We start from the raw sequence: 23379 nt of genomic DNA on the forward strand, positions 1-23379 counted from the left end.
CCGTGTTGATCGAAATGGACGAAAAATGGATATCGGGACGCAAATACCTGGATATGTCCGACTATTGGCAGTGGCGGAAAACGAAAGAGTTAGGCGTTCAAACGATGAATCAGGAAGTTTCGGCGATCAAGAAAGTGGGATAATTTCTTCGACGTGTCAAGGAGAACGTGAAATACCTCGGAAGCGAGGAGTTGCCGCGAAAGCGCCTTGACACACCTGTACTTTGACAACAATGATCATTAGTCCGGGAAGGCGACCGGCAGGGAGACTTGCCGGACTTACCTGCCATACGTCAGGTCATCAGGTCCATCTTTCTATCAAAGGGAAATTTACACAATAAAATGGACTTGACCCAACCGAATAAAATTTGACAAATGATAATTCTTCTTCGGTTATAAAGTTCGGTATCGGTTAACGAAAAGCAAACCACATAATATACTCGAAGATCGCTCTGACCTGAATCAATCGGCGAGTACGCTCTTTTCGTTCTTTTTCTTTCATTCGCCTTTCGATTTGCAGTTTTTTGGCTTTGGCTTGCTCGATTTTTTTCTCTAATTCTTGTAGTCTTTCTTCATCCGTTTTGCGTGCCATTTTGTCCTCATTTCTTTTCGTTGGGTTTTTATTTATTGTAATCAAATAAAGGGCAACTACCATTGACAAAATCGCAGATTGGCAATGGGTGCCGCTTTTTTCTTTTATGATGGAAGTAATCACAGAAGGCGGGCATTTTAGATTATAATTGGGAATAGATCAACCCATTTCTTTGCGGGATGAATCGCCCGGTTAAGCCGAACATGTCCGCCGTTTCGGGTTGAATCGTTTTTCGCATCTCATATTATTGTGAAAGTGAAAGGCTGGGGAAGCCATGCGGCATTTTGACACGAAAACCGTGCATTTTCCGAAACCATCCGGAATCGATACGTCGTCCAAGGTGACGCCGATCTATCAAACTTCTGCATTCACCAACAAAGATTTGGACGACATGGAGGCGTTTTACACCGGCGCCAAGCCCTATTTATATACGAGAAACGGCAATCCGAACACCGATGAATTAGGGATGGCCGTCGCCGCGCTGGAATCGGCGCCCGCAGGCATTGCGACTTCATCCGGGTTGTCCGCCATCCTCGTCGGCTTTCTTTCCGTGTTAAAAGCCGGAGATCATCTCGTCGCTTGCCAAGATCTGTACGGCGGAACCTATCAACTGATTACAGAGGAATTGCCGCAATATGGCATCGAAGCGACGATGGTCCCGTTTGAACATGAGGAAGAGATTCGCGCGGCGATCCGCCCGAATACGAAATTGCTCTATACCGAAACGATCACGAACCCGCTTCTCAGGGTGGAAAACATCGAGCGCGTCGTCGCCATCGCTAAGGCCAACGGTTTGGTCACCATGGTCGACAATACGTTTGCGACGCCTTATTTGCTCAGACCGTATGAAGCGGGCGTCGATCTCGTCGTACATAGCGCCACGAAATATATCGGCGGCCACAGCGACGTGACGGCCGGTGTCCTCGTCGGCAAGGAAGCGCTCATTCAAAAAGCGCGGGAAAAGGCGGTTCATCTCGGGACGAATCTCGGCCCGTTCGACGCGTGGCTGGCCTGCCGCGGTCTTAAAACCTTGAGCATACGCATGGAGCGGCAAGTCAACAATGCCCGGAGGTTGGCCGAAGACCTGAAAAAGCGGCCCGGCGTCAAACGCGTTTTTTATCCGCAAAACGTTTCGCCGAACGGCGACGGGGCGATGGTGACGATCGAGATGGACAAAGAAAGCGTCGATCTCAAGCGCTTCTTCCAATCCCTGGGCTGGGTCAAAATCGTGGCCACCTTGGCCGGAGTGGAAACGACGGTCAGCCATCCGTCTTCCACTTCGCACCGCGCCCTCCCGGCGGAATTGTGCAAGCGGTTGGGCATTCATGATCATCTCGTTCGCATTTCAGTCGGCATCGAAGATATCGACGATATTAAAGAAGCGTTCGCCCGGGCGCTTCATGCCGCCATGATCCATTAAACGGGACGGGTGTGGCTGTGCAGGAACGAAACAAACGATAGGGTCCGCGCATGAACCAAAGCCGCCCGCGAACATGAACCGTTTGTGTTTGGCGGGCAGAAATGGTTCAATAGTATAGGAATGATTGCGCCGCGCTTCGCCCCGTTTTTTAAACGGAGACAAGCCGGGGCGGGGACGGACAAGGCATAGATGACGTAAAGAGGGAACAGCATGTATGAAATCATCACGCATTCGGAAGCGGAAACCATCTCTTTCGGGGCCCGGCTCGCCGGCCTGTTAAAAGCGGGAGACGTTCTCGTTTTGGAGGGCGATTTGGGCGCCGGGAAAACGACGCTGACGAAAGGATTGGCCCAAGGGTTGGGCGTCACCCGGACGGTGAACAGTCCGACGTTCACCATCATTAAGGAATATCAAGGGCGCCTGCCCCTTTACCATATGGATGTGTATCGCATTGATGAAGACGAAGAGCTCGGTTTTGAGGAATATTTTCAAGGAGACGGCGTGACGGTGGTCGAATGGGGGAGCCGCATCGCCGCCCTTTTGCCCGAAGAGCGGCTGCGGATATCCATGGAAAGGCTCGGCGAGCGTGAACGCCGGATCCGCCTTGTTCCGGAAGGCGGGCGCTTCGTCGAATTGTGCAAGGAGTTGCGGAAATGAACGTTTTGGCCATCGATTCATCCAATTTGACGATGGGCGTCGCCGTGGCGAATGAGACGGCGGTGCTCGGCGAGTTCATCACCAATACGAAGAAAAACCATTCCGTCCGCCTCATGCCCGCCGTCGAGCGCTTGTTGAAAGACATTGAAATGGCGCCGGATGATTTGGACCGCGTTGCCGTCGCCCAAGGACCGGGTTCTTACACGGGCGTGCGCATCGGCGTCACCGTCGCCAAAACGCTGGCGTGGGCGCTTGGGATTGAGCTCGTCGGCGTGTCCAGCTTGGAAGTGCTCGCCCAAAACGGCCGCCATTTTCCCGGTTATGTCGTCCCCCTCTTCGATGCCCGCCGCGGCCAGGTGTATACCGGGCTATACCGGGCGCACCAAGACCGGGTTCTTTCCGTTGAGAACGATCGGATCGTCCCGATCGCCGATTGGGCTGATGCTCTCGCCAAATTGGATGCACCCGTGCTTTTTCTCGGGAGCGATGTCGACAAACATTGGGCGACCATTCAAGCCGCCATGGGCGAAAACGCCGTGAAATCGTCCGCAAACGATCATTATCCTAGACCTTCCGAGCTCGCGAAACTCGGCATCCGCCGTGACCCGGTTCCGGTTCACGAATTTACTCCCGAATATTTGCAGCTCGCAGAGGCTGAGGCCAAATGGCTGGCGCGGCAAGAGAGGAAATAGCCATGGAGGATCGCATTCATTTGCGCACGATGACGCTTGAAGACATCGATCAAGTTTTGCACGTCGAGCGCTCAAGTTTTTCCAATCCTTGGACGAGAGAAGCGTTTGAAAACGAATTGCGGCACAATCGCTTCGCCACCTATTTCGTGGCCGAAGACGGGGACCGCATCGTCGGTTATTGCGGGGTGTGGGTCATTCTGGATGAATCCCACATCACCAACATCGCCGTCCTGCCGGAATATCGGGGGCTTAAAATCGGCGAAACCCTGCTCAGAAAGGCGATGTTGTTCGCCAAACTCAAGCGGGCCAAACAGATGAGCTTGGAAGTGCGGGTGTCGAATCACATCGCGCAAAATCTGTACCGCAAACTCGGCTTTAAGGACGGCGGCATCAGAAAGGGTTATTACTCGGACAATCATGAAGATGCTCTGGTTATGTGGGTGGAAATATGACGGAGATTACGACGATCATCAAAACGGATTCGCCGCTGCGGCAAGACGCCGCTTCTGAAAGGAAGACGAGAATTCTCGGAATTGAGACGAGCTGCGATGAGACGGCGGCGGCGGTTGTCGAAGACGGAAGAAACATTTTATCCAATGTCGTCGCTTCGCAAATTCAAAGCCATAAGCGGTTCGGCGGGGTGGTCCCCGAAGTGGCGAGCCGCCATCACGTTGAACAAATCACGATCGTCTGCGAAGAGGCGATGAAACAAGCGGGCGTGACGTGGCGGGATTTGGACGCGATCGCGGTGACAGAGGCCCGGGCCTCGTCGGCGCCTTGCTCGTCGGCATCAGCGCGGCGAAAGCGTTGGCGTTGGCCAAAAATTTGCCCCTCGTCGGGGTCAATCACATCGCCGGGCACATTTACGCCAATCGCCTCGTTACCGAATTAAAGTTTCCGCTCATCGCTTTAATCGTCTCCGGCGGCCATACGGAGCTCGTCCACATGCCGGCTCACGGCGTCTATCGCGTGATCGGCGAAACGCGCGATGATGCGGCCGGAGAAGCTTTTGACAAGGTGGCACGCGTCCTCGGTTTGCTGTATCCGGGCGGCCCCGAGGTGGACCGCTTGGCCGCCCAAGCCGAAGCGCCGGTCGAATTCCCGCGCGCATGGCTCGAAGAAGATTCCTATGACTTCAGCTTCAGCGGGCTCAAGTCCGCCGTCATGAATTACGTGCACAACGCCGAACAGCGCGGCGAGATCGTCAACAAGGCCGACGTGGCCGCCGGTTTCCAAGAAAGCGTCATCGATGTCCTTACGGAAAAGGCGATGCGGGCGGTCGATGCGTTTGCGGCCAAGCAGCTCTTGGTAGCGGGCGGCGTCGCCGCGAACAAAGGGTTGCGGAAGCGCATGGAAGCCGCCGCCCGAGAAAGGGGCGTCGAGCTCGTCATCCCGCCGCTTTATCTCTGTACGGACAACGCGGCGATGATCGCCGCGGCCGGAACGATCGATTTTCTCATGGGCAAACGGGCGGATCTCTCCATGAACGCGCATCCCGGCCTGTCGTTATAAAAGGCGATGCCCGCTGCATGATGGGGTGCTCTGTGGTCCTTTGCGGCCGGGAAAAGACAGTCGTGGCAAGTTCGTTGAGAATGCCATGTAAAGGCTTATGAGGTTATCCCGGCAGCGCTCAAACGGGCCATTAAAAATTAGCTGATCGCGTGATTGTTGCTTTATAAAGCCTCCGATTCGGGAGGTTTTTTCTTTTGGTTTTTCGCGCAAATATCGTGATCGCTCTTTCCTGGGAAACGTTTCATAACGGCCCCTTCAAAGGTGTTCACCCCCGTTTGCCACGGTTTCCAGACGGTCTACGGATTGTGATTAACTTATCCACAGGATGGGGCGAATCGTGAATAACCACTGAAAACATGGATAGGAGAAACGTTCGGACTGTGCATAAAAATTGTGGATAAAAATAGGCGGATTTGTGGATGATGTGGACAACATCTGTGGAAAACAGGCGGCAAAGGGGATGGATTTGTGGATAAGTGTGTGGATAATGTGCTTATCTCCGTTAAGCCGGAGGGGGCTTTGATTCGGTTTTGGAATCACGCAGCGGCAGTGTCGCGGCAAGGCTGAAAAGCGGGAAGAAAAAGCCCCCGGTGCGCGCCGCGGCGCCGGGGGCAACGGTCAGGACTGCAAAAGCGTCCATTCATCGATCAAGGCGTCCAGTTGTTGTTTGCGTTCTTCCACTTCTTTCGTTATTTTTTGCGCTTCTTCATAATTGTTGAAGACCTCGGGAGCCAACAGCCGTTGTTCCAAACCGTGAATGTCTTTCTCCAACCGTTCGATTTCTTGTTCCAGTTCTTCGATGCGCCGCTTGCGGCGCCGTTCTTCTTGTTTTTTGCGCTTCGCCGCCTCATAGTCGTCCGGGTCGCCGCGGGAGGCGGTGCGCGCCTTTTTCTCCGCGCGGTCGTCCGCTTCCAGCCGTTCCAACTCTTCTTGCAGCGCCTTTTTCTCAACGTAATAATCGTAGTCGCCGAGGTAATCGGTCAGCCCGTCGTGGCTCAGCTCAATGATGCGCGTCGCGAGCCGGTTGATGAAATAACGGTCGTGGGAAACGAACAAGATCGTCCCGGGAAAATCCATCAATGCCGCTTCCAAGACTTCCTTGCTGTCCAGATCGAGGTGGTTGGTCGGTTCGTCCAAGATCAAAAAGTTGTCGCGGGCCAGCATCAATTTGGCGAGCGCCAGCCGCGCTTTTTCCCCGCCGCTCAAGGCGGCGACCGGCTTTAAGACGTCGTCGCCGGAAAATAAAAAGCTGCCCAGGACGGTGCGGACGTCCTTTTCATCCATGAGCGGATAGGCGTCCCACAGCTCGTTCAACACGGTTTTGTTCGGGTTCAGACCGCTCTGTTCCTGATCGAAATAACCGATGGTGACGTTCGCGCCCAATTGGATGTCGCCGGCGATTTTCGGCAGCAGACCGGCGATCGTCTTGAGCAGCGTCGTCTTTCCGATCCCGTTCGGTCCGACGAGTGCGACGCTCTCCCCGCGGTGCAAATCGAAGCTGACCGGGCCGCCGATCTTGCGGCCTTCGTATCCATACACGAGGCCCCTTGCGACCAAGACGTCGCGGCCGCTCGGCTTGGTGATGTCGAAATGGATGCGCGCGCGCCGTTCCTCGCCGGCGGGGCGTTCGAGTTTGTCCATTTTCTCCAAACGTTTGCGCCGGCTTTGCGCCCGCTTGGTCGTCGAAGCGCGCGCGATGTTGCGCTGGATAAAATCTTCCAATTTTTGGATTTCTTTTTGCTGTTTTTCATAAGCCTTCCAGGCCCGTTCCAAATCGGCCGCCTTTTGTTCCAAATAGGCGCTGTAATTGCCGTGATATTTTTTGGAAACGCCGCGCGAAATTTCATAGACTTTGTCGACGAGGCGATCGAGAAAATAACGGTCGTGCGAGACGACCAACAGCGCGCCCGGATAGTGCTTGAGATAGTTTTCCAACCACGTCAGCGTGGTGATGTCCAAATGGTTTGTCGGCTCGTCCAAGATTAAGAGATCGGGTTTGGCGAGCAGCAATTTCCCTAAAGCCAACCGCGTTTTTTGGCCGCCCGACAGCGCATCGACCGGCGTGTCCGGGTCGCGGTCGCCGAACCCTAAACCGTTTAAAACGCTTTGAATGTCGGCTTGATACGTGTAGCCGCCCGCGGCCGTGAACCGTTCCTGCAGCCGGTCATATTCCGCCAAAAGTTTTTCATAATCCTCGGGTTCGGCATTCGGGTCGGCCTCCGCCATGCGCCGCTCGATGTCGCGAAGCCGGCGTTCGATGTCCAGGAGATCGGCAAAAACGGATTCCAGCTCGCCGTAAATCGTATTGGTTGAACGAAACGTGCTGTTTTGCTCGAGATAACCGATGGAGACCTCCTTGGCGATCGCGATGTCGCCGCGATCCGGAACCAGCTCGCCGGCAAGGATTTTCAACAGCGTCGATTTCCCGGATCCGTTCCGCCCGACCAAAGCGACCCGTTCGCCGGAGTGTACTTCGATGTTTATATCCGCTAAAATAAGATCGGTTCCAAATGATTTCGAGATCTTGTGCGCTTCCAGCAAAATCATGGCGTTCACCTCAAATCCTCTAATCAGTTTAGCGTATCTTGCGGCATTGTGAAAAGAGCAAACGCGCGGACGGGCGGTCAAATTTTAAAAAAATTGTTCGTTTTGGCCGGAGCCGGATGCGGAGCCTGCCTTCGCTTTGTTGTATATTAGTTGTATATTAATAAATGGGAATGGACGAAAAATGGAAGCGCTCACGTCTTAATCGGTTTTGAAGGGGAGAATCATCGGATATCACGCGGAAAACCTTGCCGCAAGCTTCGGAGGGAAGATCATGCCGCAATCTCAACCGAAAATTCCGCTGGCAACGGCCAAGCGCTTGCCCTTGTATTATCGGATTTTGCAACACCTTGACGAATCGGGCAAACAACGGATTTCCTCGTCCGAATTAAGCGAGGTGGCCAAAATCGATTCCGCGACCATCCGCCGGGATTTATCGTATCTCGGCGCGCTCGGGAAAAAAGGTTATGGCTATCAGATTAAACCTTTGCTCGCTTTTTTGCGGGATAAGCTCGACCAAAACGAAGTGTCGAAAGCGATGCTCATCGGCGTCGGCAATTTGGGCACGGCGCTGTTGAAATACAATTTTGCCAAAAACAACAACACGCGCATCGTCGTCGCCTACGACAATAAAAAGGACAGGGTGGGGACGACCGTTGCGGGGGTGCCGATCCGGCACATCGACGACTTGCCCACCGATGATAACCGCGGCGTTTCCATTGCGATTTTGACGGTGCCGGCGGAAGTCGCGCAAGCCGTCACCGATAAGGTTGTCTCGAGCGGAATCAGTGGTATACTAAACTTTACACCCGTGCGTTTATCCGTGCCCAAGCATATCCGCTTGCACCATATCGACCTCGGCGTGGAACTGCAAACGTTGGTTTATTTCATGAAAAATTATCCGCTGCAACCGGAGCGGGGAGGTGAATGATATGGGGCTAGGCATCGGAAGCATCATTCTCATCGCGATTGTCGCGCTTCTCATCTTCGGCCCGAAGAAACTGCCGGAACTCGGCAAGGCTGTGGGCAGCTCGTTGCGGGAATTTAAAAACGCAACCAATGGGCTCGTCGATGACGGCGAGGAAAAGACTAAAAAACAGGATGGTCCGTAATGTCCGAGAAAAAAATGAGCGTAAGCGAACATCTCGAGGAACTCCGGCGGCGCCTTCTCATTATCGTCGTCGGTTTCGTCGCGACGTTTATCATCGGTTTTTTCCTGTCGAAACCGGTGATTCTCTTTTTACAGCGGTCGGAAACGGCGAGAGGCATTCATATGAACGCTTTTCGCATTACCGATCCGTTTCAGGTTTATTTGCAAACGGCCTTCGTCATCGGGCTCGTCTTGTTGGCGCCGCTGATTCTGTATCAAATCTGGGCGTTCATCAGCCCGGGTCTCTATGAGCATGAGCGGAGGGTGACGCTCGCTTACATCCCGCTGATCATCGCTTTGTTTTTGAGCGGCGTGGCTTTTTCCTATTTCGTTCTTTTTCCGTACGTCTTGCATTTCATGGCGAATTTGAGCGAGTCGCTCGGCATTCAAAACGTGATCGGCATCAATGAATATTTTCAGTTTTTGTTTCGGCTGACGTTGCCGTTCGGCTTTGTGTTCGAGCTGCCCGTTCTCATCATGTTTTTGACGCGGCTCGGCGTCTTGACGCCCGCGTTTTTGGCTAAGATAAGAAAATACGCGTATTTTGTCTTATTGATCATCGCCGGCATCATCACGCCGCCCGATGTCGTCTCGCAATTGATCGTGATGGTTCCCCTTGTCATCCTTTATGAATTGAGCCTCATGATCTCGCGGCGCGTCTATAAAAATAAGTTGAAACAAGAAGCGGAAAACGGCCACGACTTTTAATCGTGGTTTTTTTGTGCCGGATCTCAAAACGGGGCGTCCGAGGTGTCGCCTTCCTCAGACGGCGCGACCGCGCGCTTCCGAAAGGCCGCCGTGCGGGCCGAAAAGAGCGGGATTAAGCATGAACGAAGACGAAAAAGCTTTCATTTGGTATAGTTTAACGTACTTGCAGCGGTCCGGAGGGTGTCACCTTGAAGTAAACGGCATAGGTTAATGAATGATTAAGTTTGAAGGTGATGTTATGATCAAATTGAAATCGATGAATGAAATCAATAAGATGCGGAAAGCCGGCGAAATTCTCGCCCGCTGCCACAAAGAAATCGAAAAGATGATCCGTCCCGGCATCACGACGCATGAGATCGACCAATTTGTCGAGGAATTTCTCGCCGAACACGGGGCCACCCCTGAGCAAAAAGGGTATAAGGGCTATCGATATGCCACGTGCGCGTCGATCAACGACGAAATTTGCCACGGATTCCCGCGGAAGCAGCCGTTGCAAAACGGGGACATCGTCACGATCGACATGGTCGTCAATCTCAACGGCTGGCTCGCCGATTCGGCTTGGAGCTACCCGGTCGGAGACATTTCCGATGAGACGAAAAAACTGCTGGAAGTCACAAAAAAGGCGCTGTATCTCGGCATCCGCGAGGCCAGGGTCGGCAACCGCATCGGCGACATCGGCCACGCCATTCAAACGTACGCCGAAGGGGAAGGGTTCAGCGTCGTCCGCGATTTCGTCGGCCACGGCATCGGCCAATATATGCATGAAGACCCGCAGATCCCGCATTACGGCGTCAAGGGGAAAGGTTTGCGGCTTAAGGAAGGCATGGTCTTAACCATTGAGCCGATGATCAATGTCGGCGATTTTCGTTCCCGGCTTGATGACAACGGTTGGACGGCGCGGACCGTGGACGGCTCGCTTTCCGCCCAATACGAACACACGATAGCCATCACGAAAGAGGGGCCCCTCATTTTGACGACGCTTGAAGAACAGCCGCTTTGATCGGGATGTTTAACATTCCCGATCAAAGCGGCGGAAGCGTTAAACGGAGCACTTTAAAATTTTAATGGAACCGGCGCATTTGCCCGTTTTGAACGTTTGCCTGAACGTCCTCACAGCGCCTTTACTAGGCAGTGCAAAGGGTTCGTCCCGTCCGGCGCCGTCAGTGGTTGAACAGCCAAGTGATCAGCGAAAGATTTTGCCGCTCTTGTTCCTCGATCATTTTCTGAATCGCCGGCAAAAAGCGGATGACCACGAGCGCGTTCATCGCGGCGTGCGCCGTGATGGAGACGATGAGGCGCTTCGTTTTGCTGTACAAATAACACAACACAAGGCCGATCGAAGTGTAGATGATCAAATGGCCGTCGAAATGGGCGAAGGCGAACAAAAGCGAGCTGATCAAGGCGCCGATCCAAAAATTCGTCTTTTGCGCGATGGCGCCGAATATAATTTTGCGGAAGATGATCTCTTCCAAGATCGGTCCGACGAGAACGATGACGAACATGACGTAGGGCGTGGCGTTCGCCAGTTCCATGACTTGCTCCGTGTTTTCCGATTTTTCGGGCGCCCCGAACAGCGCCACGTCTATTATTGACGCGGCAATCTGGGTAAGATAGATGAGGGCGATGCCGTAAAACGACCATTTGACCGTTGAGGTGAAGCCCGTCCGCTTGACATGGCGATCACTGCCCCGTTCCGGAAGGAGCAGCATGAACGCCATGCTCAGCGTCAATAGAAAGCTGACGGTGATCCAAAAGCCCTGCCTTTGATCGGGAGGGAGAAAGGTCAAAAGCGGAATCGCGACGAATCCGGACAATTGACAAAGAATATAGCTGACAAGAATCCACCAATAACGTTTCGGCACGGCCGGGTCACCCTTTCGAAAAGTCCGAGAAAATGGTCATTGCCGCCCTCATTCTAACACATTTGTACGGCTGTATAAAAAATAACAAAAGACGCTTGCATTCCCCTGATGAATTGATTAATATTATTACTGGATTTAGCACTCGACAAACGAGAGTGCTAACAATGCCATGGGAACATTAAGGAGGGTTTTAAATGTTAGCGCCAATTGGTGATCGCATTGTCATTGAACCCGTTGAAAAAGAAGAAAAAACGGCCAGCGGCATCGTTTTGCCCGATACAGCCAAAGAAAAGCCGCAAGAAGGCCGGGTTGTCGCTGTCGGCACCGGTAAGCTTCTTGACAACGGCGAACGCGTCGCTTTGGAAGTCAAAGAAGGCGATCGCGTCATTTTCTCGAAGTATGCGGGTACCGAAGTCAAATATGACGGCAAAGAGTACCTCATCCTTCGTCAAGATGACATTTTGGCGATCGTTAAGTAAGCGACCAGAATCCACTACATACATGATATGAGGAGGGCATTGTCCAAATGGCTAAACAAATCAAATTTAGTGAAGATGCACGCCGCGCCATGCTTCGTGGCGTTGATGCTTTGGCCAATGCGGTAAAAGTCACGCTCGGTCCGAAAGGCCGCAACGTTGTCCTTGAGAAGAAGTTCGGATCTCCGTTGATCACGAACGACGGCGTGACCATTGCGAAAGAAATCGAACTTGAAGATAAATTTGAAAACATGGGCGCTCAGCTCGTCGCTGAAGTCGCGAGCAAAACGAACGACGTCGCCGGTGACGGCACGACGACCGCGACCGTTCTCGCCCAAGCCATGATCCAAGAAGGCTTGAAAAACGTCACCTCCGGCGCCAACCCGATGGGCATTCGCCGCGGTATCGAAAAAGCGGTCAAAGCGGCGGTTGAGGAACTGAAACGGATCTCCACGCCGATCAAAGGTAAAGAATCCATCGCCCAAGTCGCCGCGATTTCGGCCGCTGACGAAGAAGTCGGCCAATTGATCGCCGAAGCGATGGAACGCGTCGGCAACGACGGCGTCATCACGACCGAAGAATCCAAAGGCATCACGACGGAATTGGATGTCGTCGAAGGCATGCAATTCGACCGCGGCTATGTGTCCCACTACATGGTGACGGATTCCGATAAAATGGAAGCCGTGCTCGAAAATCCGTACATCTTGATCACCGACAAGAAAATCTCCAACATCCAAGACGTGCTGCCGCTCTTGGAACAAGTGGTGCAACAAGGCAAAGCGCTCTTGATCATCGCTGAAGACGTCGAAGGCGAAGCGCTGGCGACCTTGATCGTCAACAAACTGCGCGGCACCTTCAACGTTGTCGCCGTCAAAGCGCCTGGATTCGGCGATCGCCGCAAAGCGATGCTCGAAGATATTGCGATCCTCACGGGCGGCGAAGTCATCACCAACGATCTCGGCCTTGAATTGAAATCGGCGACCGTTGCCCAACTCGGTTCGGCGGACAAAGTCGTCGTGACGAAAGAAACGACGACGATTGTCGGCGGCAAAGGCCAAGCCGATAAAATCTCCGCGCGCATCAATCAAATCCGCGCTCAACTCGAAGAAACGACGTCCGAATTCGATAAAGAAAAACTGCAAGAACGCCTTGCGAAACTCGCCGGCGGCGTAGCCGTCATCAAAGTCGGCGCCGCGACGGAAACCGAACTGAAAGAACGGAAACTCCGCATCGAAGACGCGTTGAACGCGACGCGTGCGGCGGTTGAAGAAGGCATCGTTTCCGGCGGCGGTACGGCGCTTGTCAACGTCATCAAGGCCGTTGAAGCCGTCGAAGCGGAAGGAGACGAAGCGACCGGCGTCAAAATCGTCCTGCAAGCTCTCGAAGCGCCGATTCGCCAAATTGCTGAAAACGCCGGCCTCGAAGGTTCCGTCATCGTCGAACGCCTGAAACGTGAAGAAGTCGGCATCGGCTTCGACGCCGCTAAAGGCGAATGGGTCAACATGATCGAAGCTGGTATCGTCGACCCGACGAAAGTGACCCGCTCGGCTCTGCAAAACGCCGCTTCCGTCGCCAGCATGTTCCTGACCACGGAAGCCGTTGTCGCCGACAAACCGGAAGAAAACAAAAACAACAACGGCGGCGGCGACATGGGCATGGGCGGCATGATGTAATAAAGGTGTCAAAGCCTTATTACATCAAACAGACTAAAATTGGGGGACAAACGCTCGGCGCTTGTCCCCCTTTTTGTAAAAAGAAACGCGGGTGTCCTCAAAAGCTGGGCTTTTGGGACATCCGCGTTTTCGTCCATTTTTGCCGTTTTTCAGCGCTTAACGTTGCAGAGTCAAAAGGAGTAGAATGTTATCTTTCTCATGCTGTTTGTGCTTGATGATGGACAACAAATTCCCTTTTTCTAAATGGATGTTCCTTTCATTATTATCCGCCGTGAGATTATAGGTCGCGCTATTATGGTCCGCATGAATGGATGAGAATAAAGTAATTTCGACGCTTTCAGACTCGCTGAGTCCCTTCGCGACAATGCGGTAATCACCGGCCGGCAAATCTTTTCCGGCGATGTAATTCGCAGAATGCTTGATTGCATATTGATGATCGCTGATTTCATGCACCGGTCGAAAGGCGGCCGGAGAAAAGCGCAGCTTGCCGTGCCCTTCGATGGTTAACGTAGTGCCATCCATAACGGCGTAATTGATCCATTTGTCGCCACTGGACATGCGCATATCATCACCAAGGGAAACTTTTCCGGAAAGACACGTGATGTCGTAATACCCGGGTTTTAAATCATGACCGACCAGATAGTCGCCGGACTTCAAAGTGATCGCCTTCGCCGGGTTATCTCTAACATTACGGTTTTTCAGCGTCAGTTCCGTTTTGGAAAAGAACAATATGTAAACGGCGCAAAAAACTAAACCGAACATGACCAGCGCATATAAAAGGCGCTTATTCCTTGTCATTTTTCATGATCTTCCCATTATCCATGTAAATCATTTCATCCGTTAATATCGTCAAATCCTCTTTGTTGTGGCTGGCGATCACGATGACTGCCCCCCGTTGTTTCTCTTCAAGCAGCAAGTCTCTGACAAGGTTTACGCCTTTTTCATCAATCGCATTGGTCGGTTCATCCAATAAAAGGGTATCGGGTTTTTCAAACACGGCTTGGGCAATGCTTAATCGTTGCTTCATTCCGAGCGAAAATTTCCGAACCTTTAACTTGCTGTCCGGGTCCAGACCGACGCGCTCAATGGCGTGTCGAATGTCTTCATCCGTAGCCTTTTTTTGATTTTGGCTAAAATCTTTAGGTTCGTAAAAGCGTCGTATTGCGGCAATAAACTGGTATTCTCAATGATGACGCCGATGCTGGGCGGAAATGAGATATCCTTGTGAAGCACTTGCCCGTCGATGGCGACGGTGCCTTCCGTCTGATAAATCAGTCCCGATAGCGCCCTTAAGAGCATCGTTTTTCCCGAGCCGTTCCGCCCGAACAATCCGTAGGCTTTTCCGGACTGGAACGTATAATTGATATCTTTTAATACAAAGGTTTTCTTTATTTTTTTGCTGAGATGGGTCACGGTGATCGTTGTCATCCTATCCCTCCGAGCGCAGTTTAAAAAATATCTTTCGTTTTGATGCGTTGCATGGATAACCCGATGATGGCCGCTAAGAGGAGAGATAAAACGATAACGGCCATCGAATAGTGGATGATAAAATGCTGTTCATTGTGGATATCCGTTCGCAAACCATCATGAAATTCGGTATCAAAACATACAATAGCGGCTGCATGCGTTTAAATGTAAACAATACACCGGCAAACACTATGGAGAACACGACGTACATATTTACGAAAAGCAGAGCGTTCTGAGGGGTCACAAACAGTTCCAACATCATTTGCAGCAACAACAATACAAGCAACGTCAAATAATAAATAAACGATGCTTTGATCAGTTGTGAAACGTCTACCGGCCCACTGGTCTGAAGCCGCATGATGGTTGCGACAAGGTAGTAAACACCGGCTTGCAAGAAAAAGAACCCCACCAGTTTTACAGCAATTGCGATGTATTGATTCAAGATGAATTTTGTTTTGCTGAAATTACGAATCAGCATATATTTCCCAAAACCATGCAGATTTTCGGAGACGTTTCCCAAAAAGTAAAAACTCAGTGAGACAAAGACGACGTACCACATCAGAAGCACGATGTATATCGTCTCAGGTTCCACGCCCAACAAGAAAAAGAATGGAGCGGGCCAATGATGATAAACGGGTTGGAACATTTGAACGATGCTATAACTTTGGACAAGCACGGCGATCGTTAAAAGAAGAAACTTCCCTTTAATTTTCATGGCGGATGAAATCCTTTTCCAAAAAAATCACGTGTCCAATCAAGCAAAAGACGATGACGAGCCCCAATTGTCTCGCAAAGACAAGCATAATTTCCAGCGCATTCCATTCGGGAACGAGGATGCCTTCGTACATACGCATATCAGTAATGGGTAACCAAGGCACCATCTTTACGAAAAAATAGGTTAATGCGACCAAAATGAAGGTCGCCGACACCGCAATATTAAAAGAATGGATACGATCTTCCAGCGCTTTGCACAATAATCCGACCCAACCGTAAAAAAGAACCAATGCCATGCCGTTAAGCAACGTTGCTTTATAAAAATGATGATCCGCCATGGTTTCATGATCGACGGATAAATAGGTGAGACCAAGATTAACGGCCGATATGGTCAAAGCAAACCAACCGGCGGATTCTAAAATGCTTGCCGCCCGTATGAAAAATAAATGGGAACGGCTTTTGTGGGCGACAATGAATGGCGCCTCTTCCTTGATTAATCGCATGTTCATGAAGAGTAAATAAAAAAGCGCATAGTAGACAGCATAAGCCCTGATGGAATTGAATCCTTGGACGCTTCCGTTCATATCCACTAGAATATCATCCGATTTCGAACGAATATAAATACTATTTTGTACGTACCAGAAAAAAATGAGAAAAGCACAAAGTATGCCTACCAGTCCCATTGTTTTTTTATAGTTACAACTCATCCGTTTTCACCTTATAAATATATAGAGCAATGGGTATTATTGTAAGTATTGTGAAATTGGTTAAAAAAGCCGGGATCATAAAATCAATTCCATATTCGGTAAACGGTTGCATCAATATAAGGACGCTGCGCATCGGCAGGGCAAGTAGTATGAACCAGATGAAAAAGGCTAAAGGGTAAGTGTATTTCCTGTCAGGAAAAACGAATGAGATGCTCATCGCAAACATCCCAACCAAACCGGTGAAAAGGCAGACATTTAACATAAAGAGGATATCCACCAGTATAGGATGGGCTTGACTGAACAAAAACAAGGGATCATGCATCCCATCCATATCAAACAAACCGTTTGATTCCGTTCCGCCGGCATAAACGATAGAAACCGATAGCAGATTAAAAAGAAGAGAAAACAGCATAACGGCAAAAGGAACGAGAAAAGAAACCGCCAGTTTACTTCCGAAATACGCCCGTTTACCCATGGATGAAATCCATATCGTGTGACTCCCCGACTTCACATCCTGAATATAGCTTTCGGCGCACAGGATCAACAAATGAATCGGCAAAAACCAATATAACAGGATCTGCATCATATGGCCCTCGGATGTTCCAGCCAAAAAGAAGGCGATGGCCGGATGAAATTTGGCACGCCACTGCAACTTCAACGCGATGACATCTATGCAGGGCATAAGGATGATCAGCCAAACAATCGCCATGCTTTTTTTATCTTTAAATATACGTAACAAGTGACTTTTCACGATATCCTCCCGATTCCTTTCACAACATTAAGGTGTTGTCCTAATGGCGCCTTGGTTTATTTCGGTATGTTAGACCAATATGCGTTTCATGTGTTTATATTTTTATAATTCTATATAATTTATAATTCTATGTTTACTTTGTTTATCCTCTCAACCCGTCAAAAATAGTTCTTTAGTCCTACTACCAAAAGGCTGTTGGCGTTTTTTTCATGATGTCATCAACGTTCTTTCATTGAAGCGCCGGGGTTGCCCGGCCTTTCTCTTTTTTCACGGATGCGCCGGGCTGAAGCTGCCTAACGGTTTCCAACCTTTCCCTGATCTATTTTTTGTTTTTCCGCAGCGTCCATTTTTGAACGACCGGCCAAATCCGGTCACCGCTGCGGTTGAGACTCATCGCGACAACTCCGTTTTAATTTTGATATAATATTGAAGATTTATAAAGGCATAGATACAGGTGATGGAATTGCAGACCATAAAAACGACGAAACGCGCGCTCCGGCGTTTTCTGCTCGATGCTCAGCATTTGCTTCCCCCCTTGAAGGCGGGTGAACCGGCCTCTTTGCCGCAGCGGGTTTTAAAACTCATTCAGGATTTGGAATGCGTCCAAATCGACCCGGTTTCCGCCGTGCGCCCGAATCAACAGTTGGTATTGGCCGCCCGCCTCCCGGACTTCAAGCCGGACGTCCTCAATCAGTTGTTGAAAGAGAATCTGATCTTTGAATACTACGCCAATGCCGCCTCGATCATCCCAATGCAAGATTACCCGCTTTTTCAACCGGTCAGAGAGCGGTTGAAAAAGCATTTGCTGCCGGAGTTGAAAAAATTGGAGGATGTGGCCGGAGGCGTGCTCCGCAGATTGGAAGACGAAGGCCCGCTGCCGGCCAAAGCGTTCCGATCGGATCAGCGCGTCCACGGCTATTGGGATAATCAAAACGCTACAACGAAAGCGACGTCCCATGCTTTAAATTTGCTCATGGATATCGGAGAAATCCGGGTTGTTTACCGGGACGGGCAACACCGCCTGTTTGATTTGACCGTTCGCTCGGTCCCCCGGCCTTTGCTTGAGGAAGCGAAGCGGATCGATCCAGCTTCGGCGCGGGAAGCTCTGTTGGAGAAATACTTGCGCGCCTACCGCGTCTTTGAACCCGGCGATCCGCGCTTCGGCTGGCAGAAAATCAGCGCCAAAGAGCGCCGCGAAGCGATCGATCAGCGCGTGAAGGCGGGCAAAATACTGCCGGTTTGCATCGCCGGCCTCAAAACCGAGTATTATATTTTGGCCGAGGACAAGGAACGCCTTTTGGACATTGAGGCGGCCGTTCCTGCGGCCGATTTTGAAGAAGATGACCCGATCTTCTTTCTTCCGCCTTTGGACAATCTGTTATGGAGCCGGAAGCGACTGGCCGATCTCTTTGATTTTCACTATCGATGGAAGATCTATACGCCTCCGGCCAAACGGCAATACGGTTATTACGCCATGCCGATTCTGGCCGGTGACCGCTTGATCGGCCGGATCGATCCGCGCTTGGATAAAAAGAATCGCCGCCTGCACGTCCAATTGCTGCAAATCGAGCCCGGGGTGGAGCGCACCGACGTTTTGATGGCGAACATCCATCGGGCGCTCCGGGCGTTTGCGGAAAGGCATGGAGCGACGGCCGTTACGGTGACATCAGAAGGGCGTCTCATCGAAATCTAAACGCTGCTTTGATCCGCTTTTTCAAGCGCTCGTTCGACCCGGACGCTGAGAATTTGGGCGGCCGGAACGCCGGGCGTATTTTCTGAGCGGTTCAGCGGGTTTCCGGAGAGGGGACGGCGAAGGCGCAAATGCGGAGCGAAAAAGGAAAGAGGACTGCACACCCACGAGCCGCCGCTTCGGCGGCTCTCCTTTCATCATAGAGCCGGATTCTATTTTTTGTTATACTAGAAAAGAGCAACTGTTCTTGCAGAGGATAAAATTTGAATCTTTCAACCGAATGCAGGAGATTGGGGGATTGGCTATGGCGGTCGATTTCGAAGCGTTGCATCCGCCCGTTCAAAAGGTCGTCGACAATATTGAAAGGGTGATCATCGGCAAACGGCATACGATCATTCTCGCGCTGAGCGCGCTGTTCGCCGAAGGCCACGTTTTGCTCGAGGATGTCCCGGGCGTCGGGAAAACGATGCTCGTCCGCGCCATCGCGAAGTCGCTCGGCGCGGAGTTCAAGCGGATTCAATTTACTCCGGACTTATTGCCGTCCGATTTGACCGGAGTCTCCCTGTACAACCAAAGGGAGATGCGGTTTGAATTCCGACCTGGCCCATTGATGGCCAACATCGTATTGGCCGATGAAATCAACCGGACGTCTCCGAAGACGCAAGCCGCGTTGCTCGAGGGGATGGAAGAAGGCAGCGTGACGGTGGACGGGCAGACGCGAATGCTGCCGAAGCCGTTTTTCGTCATGGCCACTCAAAATCCCATCGAATACGAAGGAACGTTTCCGCTTCCTGAAGCCCAGCTCGACCGCTTTCTGTTAAAGCTACACATGGGGTATCCCAACCGCCTGGAAGAGTTGGAGGTGCTCAACCGCCTCGAATCCGGCCATCCGATCGACGAGATCGAGCCGGTCATGTCGGCCGAGGAAGTCCTTCTCCTTCAGGGAAAAGCGCGCGGCGTCTACGTCGAGGAAACCGTGAAGAAATATATGATCGAACTCGTCAACTATACACGCCATCACCATGACGTCTATCTCGGCGTCAGCCCCCGCGGTACGCTCGCCCTCTTAAAAACCGCGCAAGCGTATGCGATGATGCACGGACGCGAATACGTCGTGCCGGACGATGTCAAATATTTGGCGCCTTATGTGCTCAGCCACCGCATGATCCTGAAACCCGACGCCAAGTATGCCGGAGTCAAAGCCGAAGATGTGATCGCGGCGGCGCTGAACGGCGTGCGCGTGCCCGTGCTGAATGAGGGCGGCGTCCGATGATTCGCCGCCTTTTCGGATCGAGATCCACGCTCGGGCTCGCCTGGCTGTTCCTTCTTTTTGTTTCGGCCTTTGCTTATGCCATGTTCCAGGGCGGCTTCGTCAGTTGGTTTTTATTTTACAGCTATGTGCCGTTGTTTCTCTATTCGCTCGCCATCGCTTTTTATTCGCTTCGCGACTTTCACATCACGCGGCGGATTGAAAAGCATGAACTCAACGCCGGGGAGCCGCTCACTGTCACGATCGACATCGAGCGGCGTTTCCCGTTGCCCCTTTTTTACCTCGTCGTCGAAGACCACGCGCCGGAAAACATGCTGAAGCGCCACCGGACGCTGCGAAGGGAATCGACCAAGGCCTTGCTCGCCCTCGGATTCGGTCGCCGAGCGTCCGTGGCTTACACGATCGACGACATGCCCCGCGGGGAATATCGCTTAAATGCGGTGACGATCAAGACCGGCGATATTTTCGGGTTTGTTCAAAGAACGAAAACGTTTCAAATCGAGCAATCCGTCCTTGTCTATCCGAAAATCGATCCGATGATGTCGTGGCTGCCGCCCGATCACGCTTTCGGCGGGCGCCGGCGTTCCCACCAACTCCTTGAATATGATTTGACGGCGATCTCGAGCGTCCGTGAATACATTCCCGGCGATCGGTTAAGTTGGCTCGATTGGAAGGCGACGGCGCGGACGAATCAACTCGTCACGAAGCAGTTTGAAAACCCGGTCAATCAAGATATCATCATCGTTTTGGACCGCACCGCCGATCGCGAAGACGAAAGCGGAACGCGGTTCGAAATTGCGGTTGCGCTCTCCGCCTCGCTCGCCGACAAAGCGTTGCGCATCGGTTCGGCGGTCGGCTTCCTTTCGCTCGGCAGGGACGCGATCTGGATCGCCCTTCGCCATCAAGCGGAAGCGAGATGGGCGATCCTGCATCATTTGGCGAGTTGCGAGCCGGACGGCGGGGCCGACGGTTTTTACGGCTTTGATAAATATGCGAACCAGTTTTATTATCAGTCGACCGTCATTTTCGTGACGACGCGCGTCACCGAACGGATGGTGTTGATCATTTACGACCTCGCCAACCGGGGTTTGGCGATCGAACTTGTTCTCGTCGCGGACGTTTTGGATCAGAGCGTATTCGGACGTGTCAAACAACTGGAAGCGATGGGGGTTGTTGTGCACGTCGACCGCGGCGGCCGCTTGGAGACCCTCGATCGGGCGGGTGATTCGCTTGCTACAAGCTAAAACCGAACGGTTGTCTTTGCCTCTTTACATCCTGGCCTTCTTGCTTTTTTGGGAATGGCTCCGGCCGCTTCCCTTCATTTCGGATGTGCAGCATGTCCATTTTTTCATCGGCTTTGCGGCCTTTTCGTTCTTTTTATCTTATTTGCGCTTGCCGGCCTGGCTGACTTTTTCCGCCAAGCTGTTGGCGATGCTGGCCGCGCTTCACGCGTTGTTCGTTTTCCACGCCCCCCTCTTCCATCCGCTCTGGCTCGTTTATTTGATCGATGACGTCAAGGAAAACCTCGCCTTCGTCTTTTCTGGCGATTGGGTGAGCTTTACCGATTCGTTTCGCACCCTGTTGTTTTTCATCCTGCTTTGGATCACCAGCTTTCTCATGCACCATTGGTTGATTCGGATGCGCAAGCTATTCCTCTTCTTTTTCTTGACGGTCATCTATTTGGCGGTGCTCGACGCCTTTACCGCATATCGGGCCGAAGGAGCGATCGTGCGGACGGTCATCATCGGGCTCGTTCTGCTCGGGCTTTTGCGCGTATTGAACGTCCAAGAGCGGGAAAACGTGACGTTCGGCGCCAAGATTTTGCCCGCTTCCTGGATCGGAGCGCTCGCCGCCATGATCGCCTTTGCGACGACGGTCGGTTATGCGGCGCCCAAGGCGGGACCGCAGTGGCCCGATCCCGTTCCGTTCATCAAAAGTGCGACCTACGGCGGTGATGGCGGGACGAGCGCCAACCTCGGAGCGGGTGTGCAGTGGATCGGCTACGACGGTGACGACCGCCACCTCGGCGGCGCTTTTCGGATGGATCCCACCCCGGTTTTTGAAACGATGGGCGAACACAGCCATTATTGGCGGGTGGAAGCGAAAAGGGTGTATACCGGCAAAGGATGGACCGAAAGCGACAATGCGAAAAGCGTCCGAGTGGACGGCGCCCATCTCGCCGGCACGCCGATTTTGTCGCTTTATGAAAAAGGAACGCAAGTGGAACAATCGGTCGATCGCGTCCAAGTTTTGGGCGATGACTTTCCGCAAATCATTTACGGCGGAACGGTGACCAAGGTGGCGCGCGCGGACGATGTGAATCAATTCCGTTTGAACGAGGAGACGGGTAAACTCGAACCGTTGGCGAAAGGACATCCCGTCACGGTAAAGACGTACGCGGTGACGTATCAGTATCCCGTTTTTTCCATTCCGAAATTAAAAAGCGTGACCGGCGGCGATCCGAAAGACATCAAAGCGAAATATTTGCAGCTCCCGCCCCAACTCCCGAAACGCGTCCAACGGCTCGCCGAAGCCCTGACGGAAAATGCGAACAACCGTTACGATAAGGTGAATGCGATCGTCAATTTCCTCCATTCGGGCGATTTTGAGTACAATACCGTTGACGTGCCGAAACCGGGACGGAACGAAGACTATGTCGACCAATTCTTGTTCGAGACGAAACGGGGCTATTGCGACAATTTTTCGACGGCGATGGTCGTCTTGCTCCGGGCGGTCGGCATTCCGGCGCGCTGGGTCAAAGGGTTTACCCAAGGCGAATACGAGGAGACGGTGGCGGATAATGGGTATAAATTTATCGTGAGAAACTCGGATGCCCATTCCTGGCCGGAAGTTTATTTTCCGGGATCCGGATGGGTGCCGTTCGAGCCCACCAAAGGGTTTGACAATATCGCCCAGTTTACCTTTGCCGATTCTTCGGATCATCGAGCCTCGGCTCCCGCCGCGCCGAAGAAAACCGAAAAGAAAGCGCCGAAACAAGACAAAACGCAAAATGAGGTAAAGAAAAGCGGCGCCGGGTCACACCGTACGGCGCTCGACATTGGGTTCTTGCTGAAAATCGCGGGCGCTATCGCGCTGCTCGCCATCTTGGCGGCGGCTGTCCTGTTTCAAACGCGCCGGAAATGGTTGCCCGGTTATCTCTTGCGCCGCTTCCGCAAGCGTTCGGACGGCGCGGCCTTGGAGGATGCTTTTAAATGGCTGATGCGGCTGCTCGCCCTTCATGGCTTTCGGCGGAGGGACGGCCAGACGTTGCGCGAATTCGCCGCCGTGGTCGATCGCGCGCTGGGCGGCGGGGACTTGAGGGTTTTTGCGCTCATCTACGAGCGCAAGCGTTACTACCGGCCGTCGCCGGAGCTGTGGCAGCAGTCGAAACAATTTTGGGAAAATATCATCATTAACCTGCGCGGTTGAATTATGTCAAGCAGACTGATAAAATGGGGATCAATCAATCATTAAAATACGCTGCCGCGAATCGTT

At 52.3% G+C, this 23379-nt stretch carries 21 protein-coding genes and 3 pseudogenes; 16 read left to right on the plus strand and 8 right to left on the minus strand.

Features of this window, described 5'->3' with window-relative positions:
* Positions 1 to 143: pseudogene (locus CCB157_RS18430) on the plus strand (IS256 family transposase); the annotation flags it as partial.
* A 268-nt stretch (positions 144 to 411) separates the two neighbouring features.
* On the opposite strand, the gene CCB157_RS17190 reads toward CCB157_RS18430, so the two are convergent.
* The gene (locus CCB157_RS17190) at positions 412 to 714 is read right to left on the minus strand and encodes a hypothetical protein (protein WP_143286887.1); all 303 of its coding nucleotides are present in this window, start codon (positions 712 to 714) and stop codon (positions 412 to 414) included.
* A 151-nt stretch (positions 715 to 865) separates the two neighbouring features.
* Here CCB157_RS17190 and CCB157_RS01920 point away from each other — a divergent pair, with 151 nt between their 5' ends.
* From CCB157_RS01920 to tsaD, 5 genes and pseudogenes are all read left to right on the plus strand, one after another.
* A complete protein-coding gene (locus CCB157_RS01920; protein WP_077614248.1) occupies positions 866 to 2011 on the plus strand; it encodes a trans-sulfuration enzyme family protein in 1146 nt (381 codons plus the stop codon).
* Between the two features lie 210 nt (positions 2012 to 2221).
* Positions 2222 to 2668 (plus strand): tRNA (adenosine(37)-N6)-threonylcarbamoyltransferase complex ATPase subunit type 1 TsaE, encoded by a 447-nt coding sequence (gene tsaE, locus CCB157_RS01925; RefSeq protein WP_077614249.1) that lies wholly within the window; start codon positions 2222 to 2224, stop codon positions 2666 to 2668.
* Positions 2665 to 3360 (plus strand): tRNA (adenosine(37)-N6)-threonylcarbamoyltransferase complex dimerization subunit type 1 TsaB, encoded by a 696-nt coding sequence (gene tsaB / locus CCB157_RS01930; protein ID WP_077614250.1) that lies wholly within the window; start codon positions 2665 to 2667, stop codon positions 3358 to 3360. Before tsaE ends, tsaB begins: the two co-directional genes overlap by 4 nt.
* A gap of 2 nt (positions 3361 to 3362) precedes the next feature.
* Positions 3363 to 3812 carry a ribosomal protein S18-alanine N-acetyltransferase gene (gene rimI, locus CCB157_RS01935; RefSeq protein WP_193432240.1) on the plus strand — a complete coding sequence of 150 codons (450 nt, stop codon included), beginning with the start codon at positions 3363 to 3365 and terminating at the stop codon, positions 3810 to 3812.
* Positions 3809 to 4872: pseudogene (gene tsaD / locus CCB157_RS01940) on the plus strand (tRNA (adenosine(37)-N6)-threonylcarbamoyltransferase complex transferase subunit TsaD). Before rimI ends, tsaD begins: the two are co-directional and overlap by 4 nt.
* A 618-nt stretch (positions 4873 to 5490) precedes the next feature.
* Here tsaD and CCB157_RS01945 read toward each other — a convergent pair.
* Complete coding sequence (locus CCB157_RS01945) at positions 5491 to 7419, minus strand: ABC transporter ATP-binding protein (protein WP_077614298.1); 1929 nt, start codon at positions 7417 to 7419, stop codon at positions 5491 to 5493.
* A gap of 271 nt (positions 7420 to 7690) precedes the next feature.
* On the opposite strand from CCB157_RS01945, the gene CCB157_RS01950 reads away from it, so the two are divergent.
* From CCB157_RS01950 to map, 4 genes are all read left to right on the plus strand, one after another.
* Positions 7691 to 8347, plus strand: coding sequence for a redox-sensing transcriptional repressor Rex (locus tag CCB157_RS01950; RefSeq protein WP_077614252.1), 657 nt, complete (start codon positions 7691 to 7693; stop codon positions 8345 to 8347).
* A 1-nt stretch (position 8348) separates the two neighbouring features.
* Positions 8349 to 8528 carry a sec-independent protein translocase protein TatAY gene (gene tatAY / locus CCB157_RS01955; protein WP_077614253.1) on the plus strand — a complete coding sequence of 60 codons (180 nt, stop codon included), beginning with the start codon at positions 8349 to 8351 and terminating at the stop codon, positions 8526 to 8528.
* A complete protein-coding gene (tatC, locus tag CCB157_RS01960; protein ID WP_077614254.1) occupies positions 8528 to 9274 on the plus strand; it encodes a twin-arginine translocase subunit TatC in 747 nt (248 codons plus the stop codon). The genes tatAY and tatC overlap by 1 nt, the downstream gene beginning before the upstream one ends.
* 238 nt (positions 9275 to 9512) lie before the next feature.
* Positions 9513 to 10274, plus strand: a complete 762-nt coding sequence (map, locus tag CCB157_RS01965; protein WP_077614255.1) for a type I methionyl aminopeptidase — start codon at positions 9513 to 9515, stop codon at positions 10272 to 10274.
* Between the two features lie 160 nt (positions 10275 to 10434).
* On the opposite strand, the gene CCB157_RS01970 is transcribed toward map, so the two are convergent.
* Positions 10435 to 11136, minus strand: a complete 702-nt coding sequence (locus CCB157_RS01970; RefSeq protein ID WP_077614256.1) for a CPBP family intramembrane glutamic endopeptidase — start codon at positions 11134 to 11136, stop codon at positions 10435 to 10437.
* Between the two features lie 194 nt (positions 11137 to 11330).
* Here CCB157_RS01970 and groES point away from each other — a divergent pair, with 194 nt between their 5' ends.
* Positions 11331 to 11615 carry a co-chaperone GroES gene (groES, locus tag CCB157_RS01975; RefSeq protein WP_077614257.1) on the plus strand — a complete coding sequence of 95 codons (285 nt, stop codon included), beginning with the start codon at positions 11331 to 11333 and terminating at the stop codon, positions 11613 to 11615.
* Between the two features lie 47 nt (positions 11616 to 11662).
* Positions 11663 to 13285, plus strand: a complete 1623-nt coding sequence (gene groL, locus CCB157_RS01980; RefSeq protein ID WP_077614258.1) for a chaperonin GroEL — start codon at positions 11663 to 11665, stop codon at positions 13283 to 13285.
* Positions 13286 to 13441: 156 nt separating this feature from the next.
* On the opposite strand, the gene CCB157_RS01985 is transcribed toward groL, so the two are convergent.
* From CCB157_RS01985 to CCB157_RS02005, 5 genes and pseudogenes are all read right to left on the minus strand, one after another.
* Entirely contained in the window at positions 13442 to 14083 is a 642-nt protein-coding gene (locus CCB157_RS01985; protein ID WP_077614259.1) for a hypothetical protein, read from the minus strand.
* A pseudogene (locus tag CCB157_RS01990) lies at positions 14070 to 14713 on the minus strand (ATP-binding cassette domain-containing protein). The gene CCB157_RS01985 and the pseudogene CCB157_RS01990 overlap by 14 nt, the downstream one beginning before the upstream one ends.
* Before the next feature lie 73 nt (positions 14714 to 14786).
* Positions 14787 to 15467 (minus strand): DUF2705 family protein, encoded by a 681-nt coding sequence (locus CCB157_RS01995; protein WP_077614260.1) that lies wholly within the window; start codon positions 15465 to 15467, stop codon positions 14787 to 14789.
* Positions 15457 to 16173: a WxPxxD family membrane protein gene (locus tag CCB157_RS02000; protein WP_158077169.1), complete on the minus strand. Its 717-nt coding sequence runs from the start codon at positions 16171 to 16173 to the stop codon at positions 15457 to 15459. Before CCB157_RS02000 ends, CCB157_RS01995 begins: the two co-directional genes overlap by 11 nt.
* On the minus strand, positions 16163 to 16924 hold the full coding sequence (locus CCB157_RS02005) for a DUF2705 family protein (protein WP_077614262.1): 762 nt from the start codon (positions 16922 to 16924) through the stop codon (positions 16163 to 16165). The genes CCB157_RS02000 and CCB157_RS02005 overlap by 11 nt, the downstream gene beginning before the upstream one ends.
* 463 nt (positions 16925 to 17387) lie before the next feature.
* Here CCB157_RS02005 and CCB157_RS02010 point away from each other — a divergent pair, with 463 nt between their 5' ends.
* The 4 genes from CCB157_RS02010 (at position 17388) to CCB157_RS02025 (ending at position 23313) form a co-directional block, all read left to right on the plus strand.
* Positions 17388 to 18617: a winged helix-turn-helix domain-containing protein gene (locus tag CCB157_RS02010; protein WP_077614299.1), complete on the plus strand. Its 1230-nt coding sequence runs from the start codon at positions 17388 to 17390 to the stop codon at positions 18615 to 18617.
* Positions 18618 to 18918: 301 nt separating this feature from the next.
* On the plus strand, positions 18919 to 19887 hold the full coding sequence (locus CCB157_RS02015) for an AAA family ATPase (RefSeq protein ID WP_077614263.1): 969 nt from the start codon (positions 18919 to 18921) through the stop codon (positions 19885 to 19887).
* On the plus strand, positions 19884 to 21128 hold the full coding sequence (locus CCB157_RS02020; protein ID WP_077614264.1) for a DUF58 domain-containing protein: 1245 nt from the start codon (positions 19884 to 19886) through the stop codon (positions 21126 to 21128). Before CCB157_RS02015 ends, CCB157_RS02020 begins: the two co-directional genes overlap by 4 nt.
* Complete coding sequence (locus CCB157_RS02025; protein ID WP_077614265.1) at positions 21115 to 23313, plus strand: DUF4129 domain-containing transglutaminase family protein; 2199 nt, start codon at positions 21115 to 21117, stop codon at positions 23311 to 23313. Before CCB157_RS02020 ends, CCB157_RS02025 begins: the two co-directional genes overlap by 14 nt.
* Positions 23314 to 23379 lie beyond the last annotated feature (66 nt).

It is taken from the genome of Caenibacillus caldisaponilyticus (assembly GCF_002003465.1).
GTDB lineage: Bacteria > Bacillota > Bacilli > Bacillales > Sporolactobacillaceae > Caenibacillus > Caenibacillus caldisaponilyticus.

Coding starts and splice junctions, on each gene's coding strand:
- CCB157_RS01920 (WP_077614248.1), top strand. CDS start 866: ATGCGGCATTTTGACACGAAAACCGTGCATTTTCCGAAACCATCCGGA.
- tsaE (WP_077614249.1), top strand. CDS start 2,222: ATGTATGAAATCATCACGCATTCGGAAGCGGAAACCATCTCTTTCGGG.
- tsaB (WP_077614250.1), top strand. CDS start 2,665: ATGAACGTTTTGGCCATCGATTCATCCAATTTGACGATGGGCGTCGCC.
- rimI (WP_193432240.1), top strand. CDS start 3,363: ATGGAGGATCGCATTCATTTGCGCACGATGACGCTTGAAGACATCGAT.
- CCB157_RS01945 (WP_077614298.1), bottom strand. CDS start 7,419: ATGATTTTGCTGGAAGCGCACAAGATCTCGAAATCATTTGGAACCGAT.
- CCB157_RS01950 (WP_077614252.1), top strand. CDS start 7,691: ATGCCGCAATCTCAACCGAAAATTCCGCTGGCAACGGCCAAGCGCTTG.
- tatAY (WP_077614253.1), top strand. CDS start 8,349: ATGGGGCTAGGCATCGGAAGCATCATTCTCATCGCGATTGTCGCGCTT.
- tatC (WP_077614254.1), top strand. CDS start 8,528: ATGTCCGAGAAAAAAATGAGCGTAAGCGAACATCTCGAGGAACTCCGG.
- map (WP_077614255.1), top strand. CDS start 9,513: ATGATCAAATTGAAATCGATGAATGAAATCAATAAGATGCGGAAAGCC.
- groES (WP_077614257.1), top strand. CDS start 11,331: ATGTTAGCGCCAATTGGTGATCGCATTGTCATTGAACCCGTTGAAAAA.
- groL (WP_077614258.1), top strand. CDS start 11,663: ATGGCTAAACAAATCAAATTTAGTGAAGATGCACGCCGCGCCATGCTT.
- CCB157_RS01985 (WP_077614259.1), bottom strand. CDS start 14,083: ATGACAAGGAATAAGCGCCTTTTATATGCGCTGGTCATGTTCGGTTTA.
- CCB157_RS01995 (WP_077614260.1), bottom strand. CDS start 15,467: ATGAAAATTAAAGGGAAGTTTCTTCTTTTAACGATCGCCGTGCTTGTC.
- CCB157_RS02000 (WP_158077169.1), bottom strand. CDS start 16,173: ATGAGTTGTAACTATAAAAAAACAATGGGACTGGTAGGCATACTTTGT.
- CCB157_RS02015 (WP_077614263.1), top strand. CDS start 18,919: ATGGCGGTCGATTTCGAAGCGTTGCATCCGCCCGTTCAAAAGGTCGTC.
- CCB157_RS02020 (WP_077614264.1), top strand. CDS start 19,884: ATGATTCGCCGCCTTTTCGGATCGAGATCCACGCTCGGGCTCGCCTGG.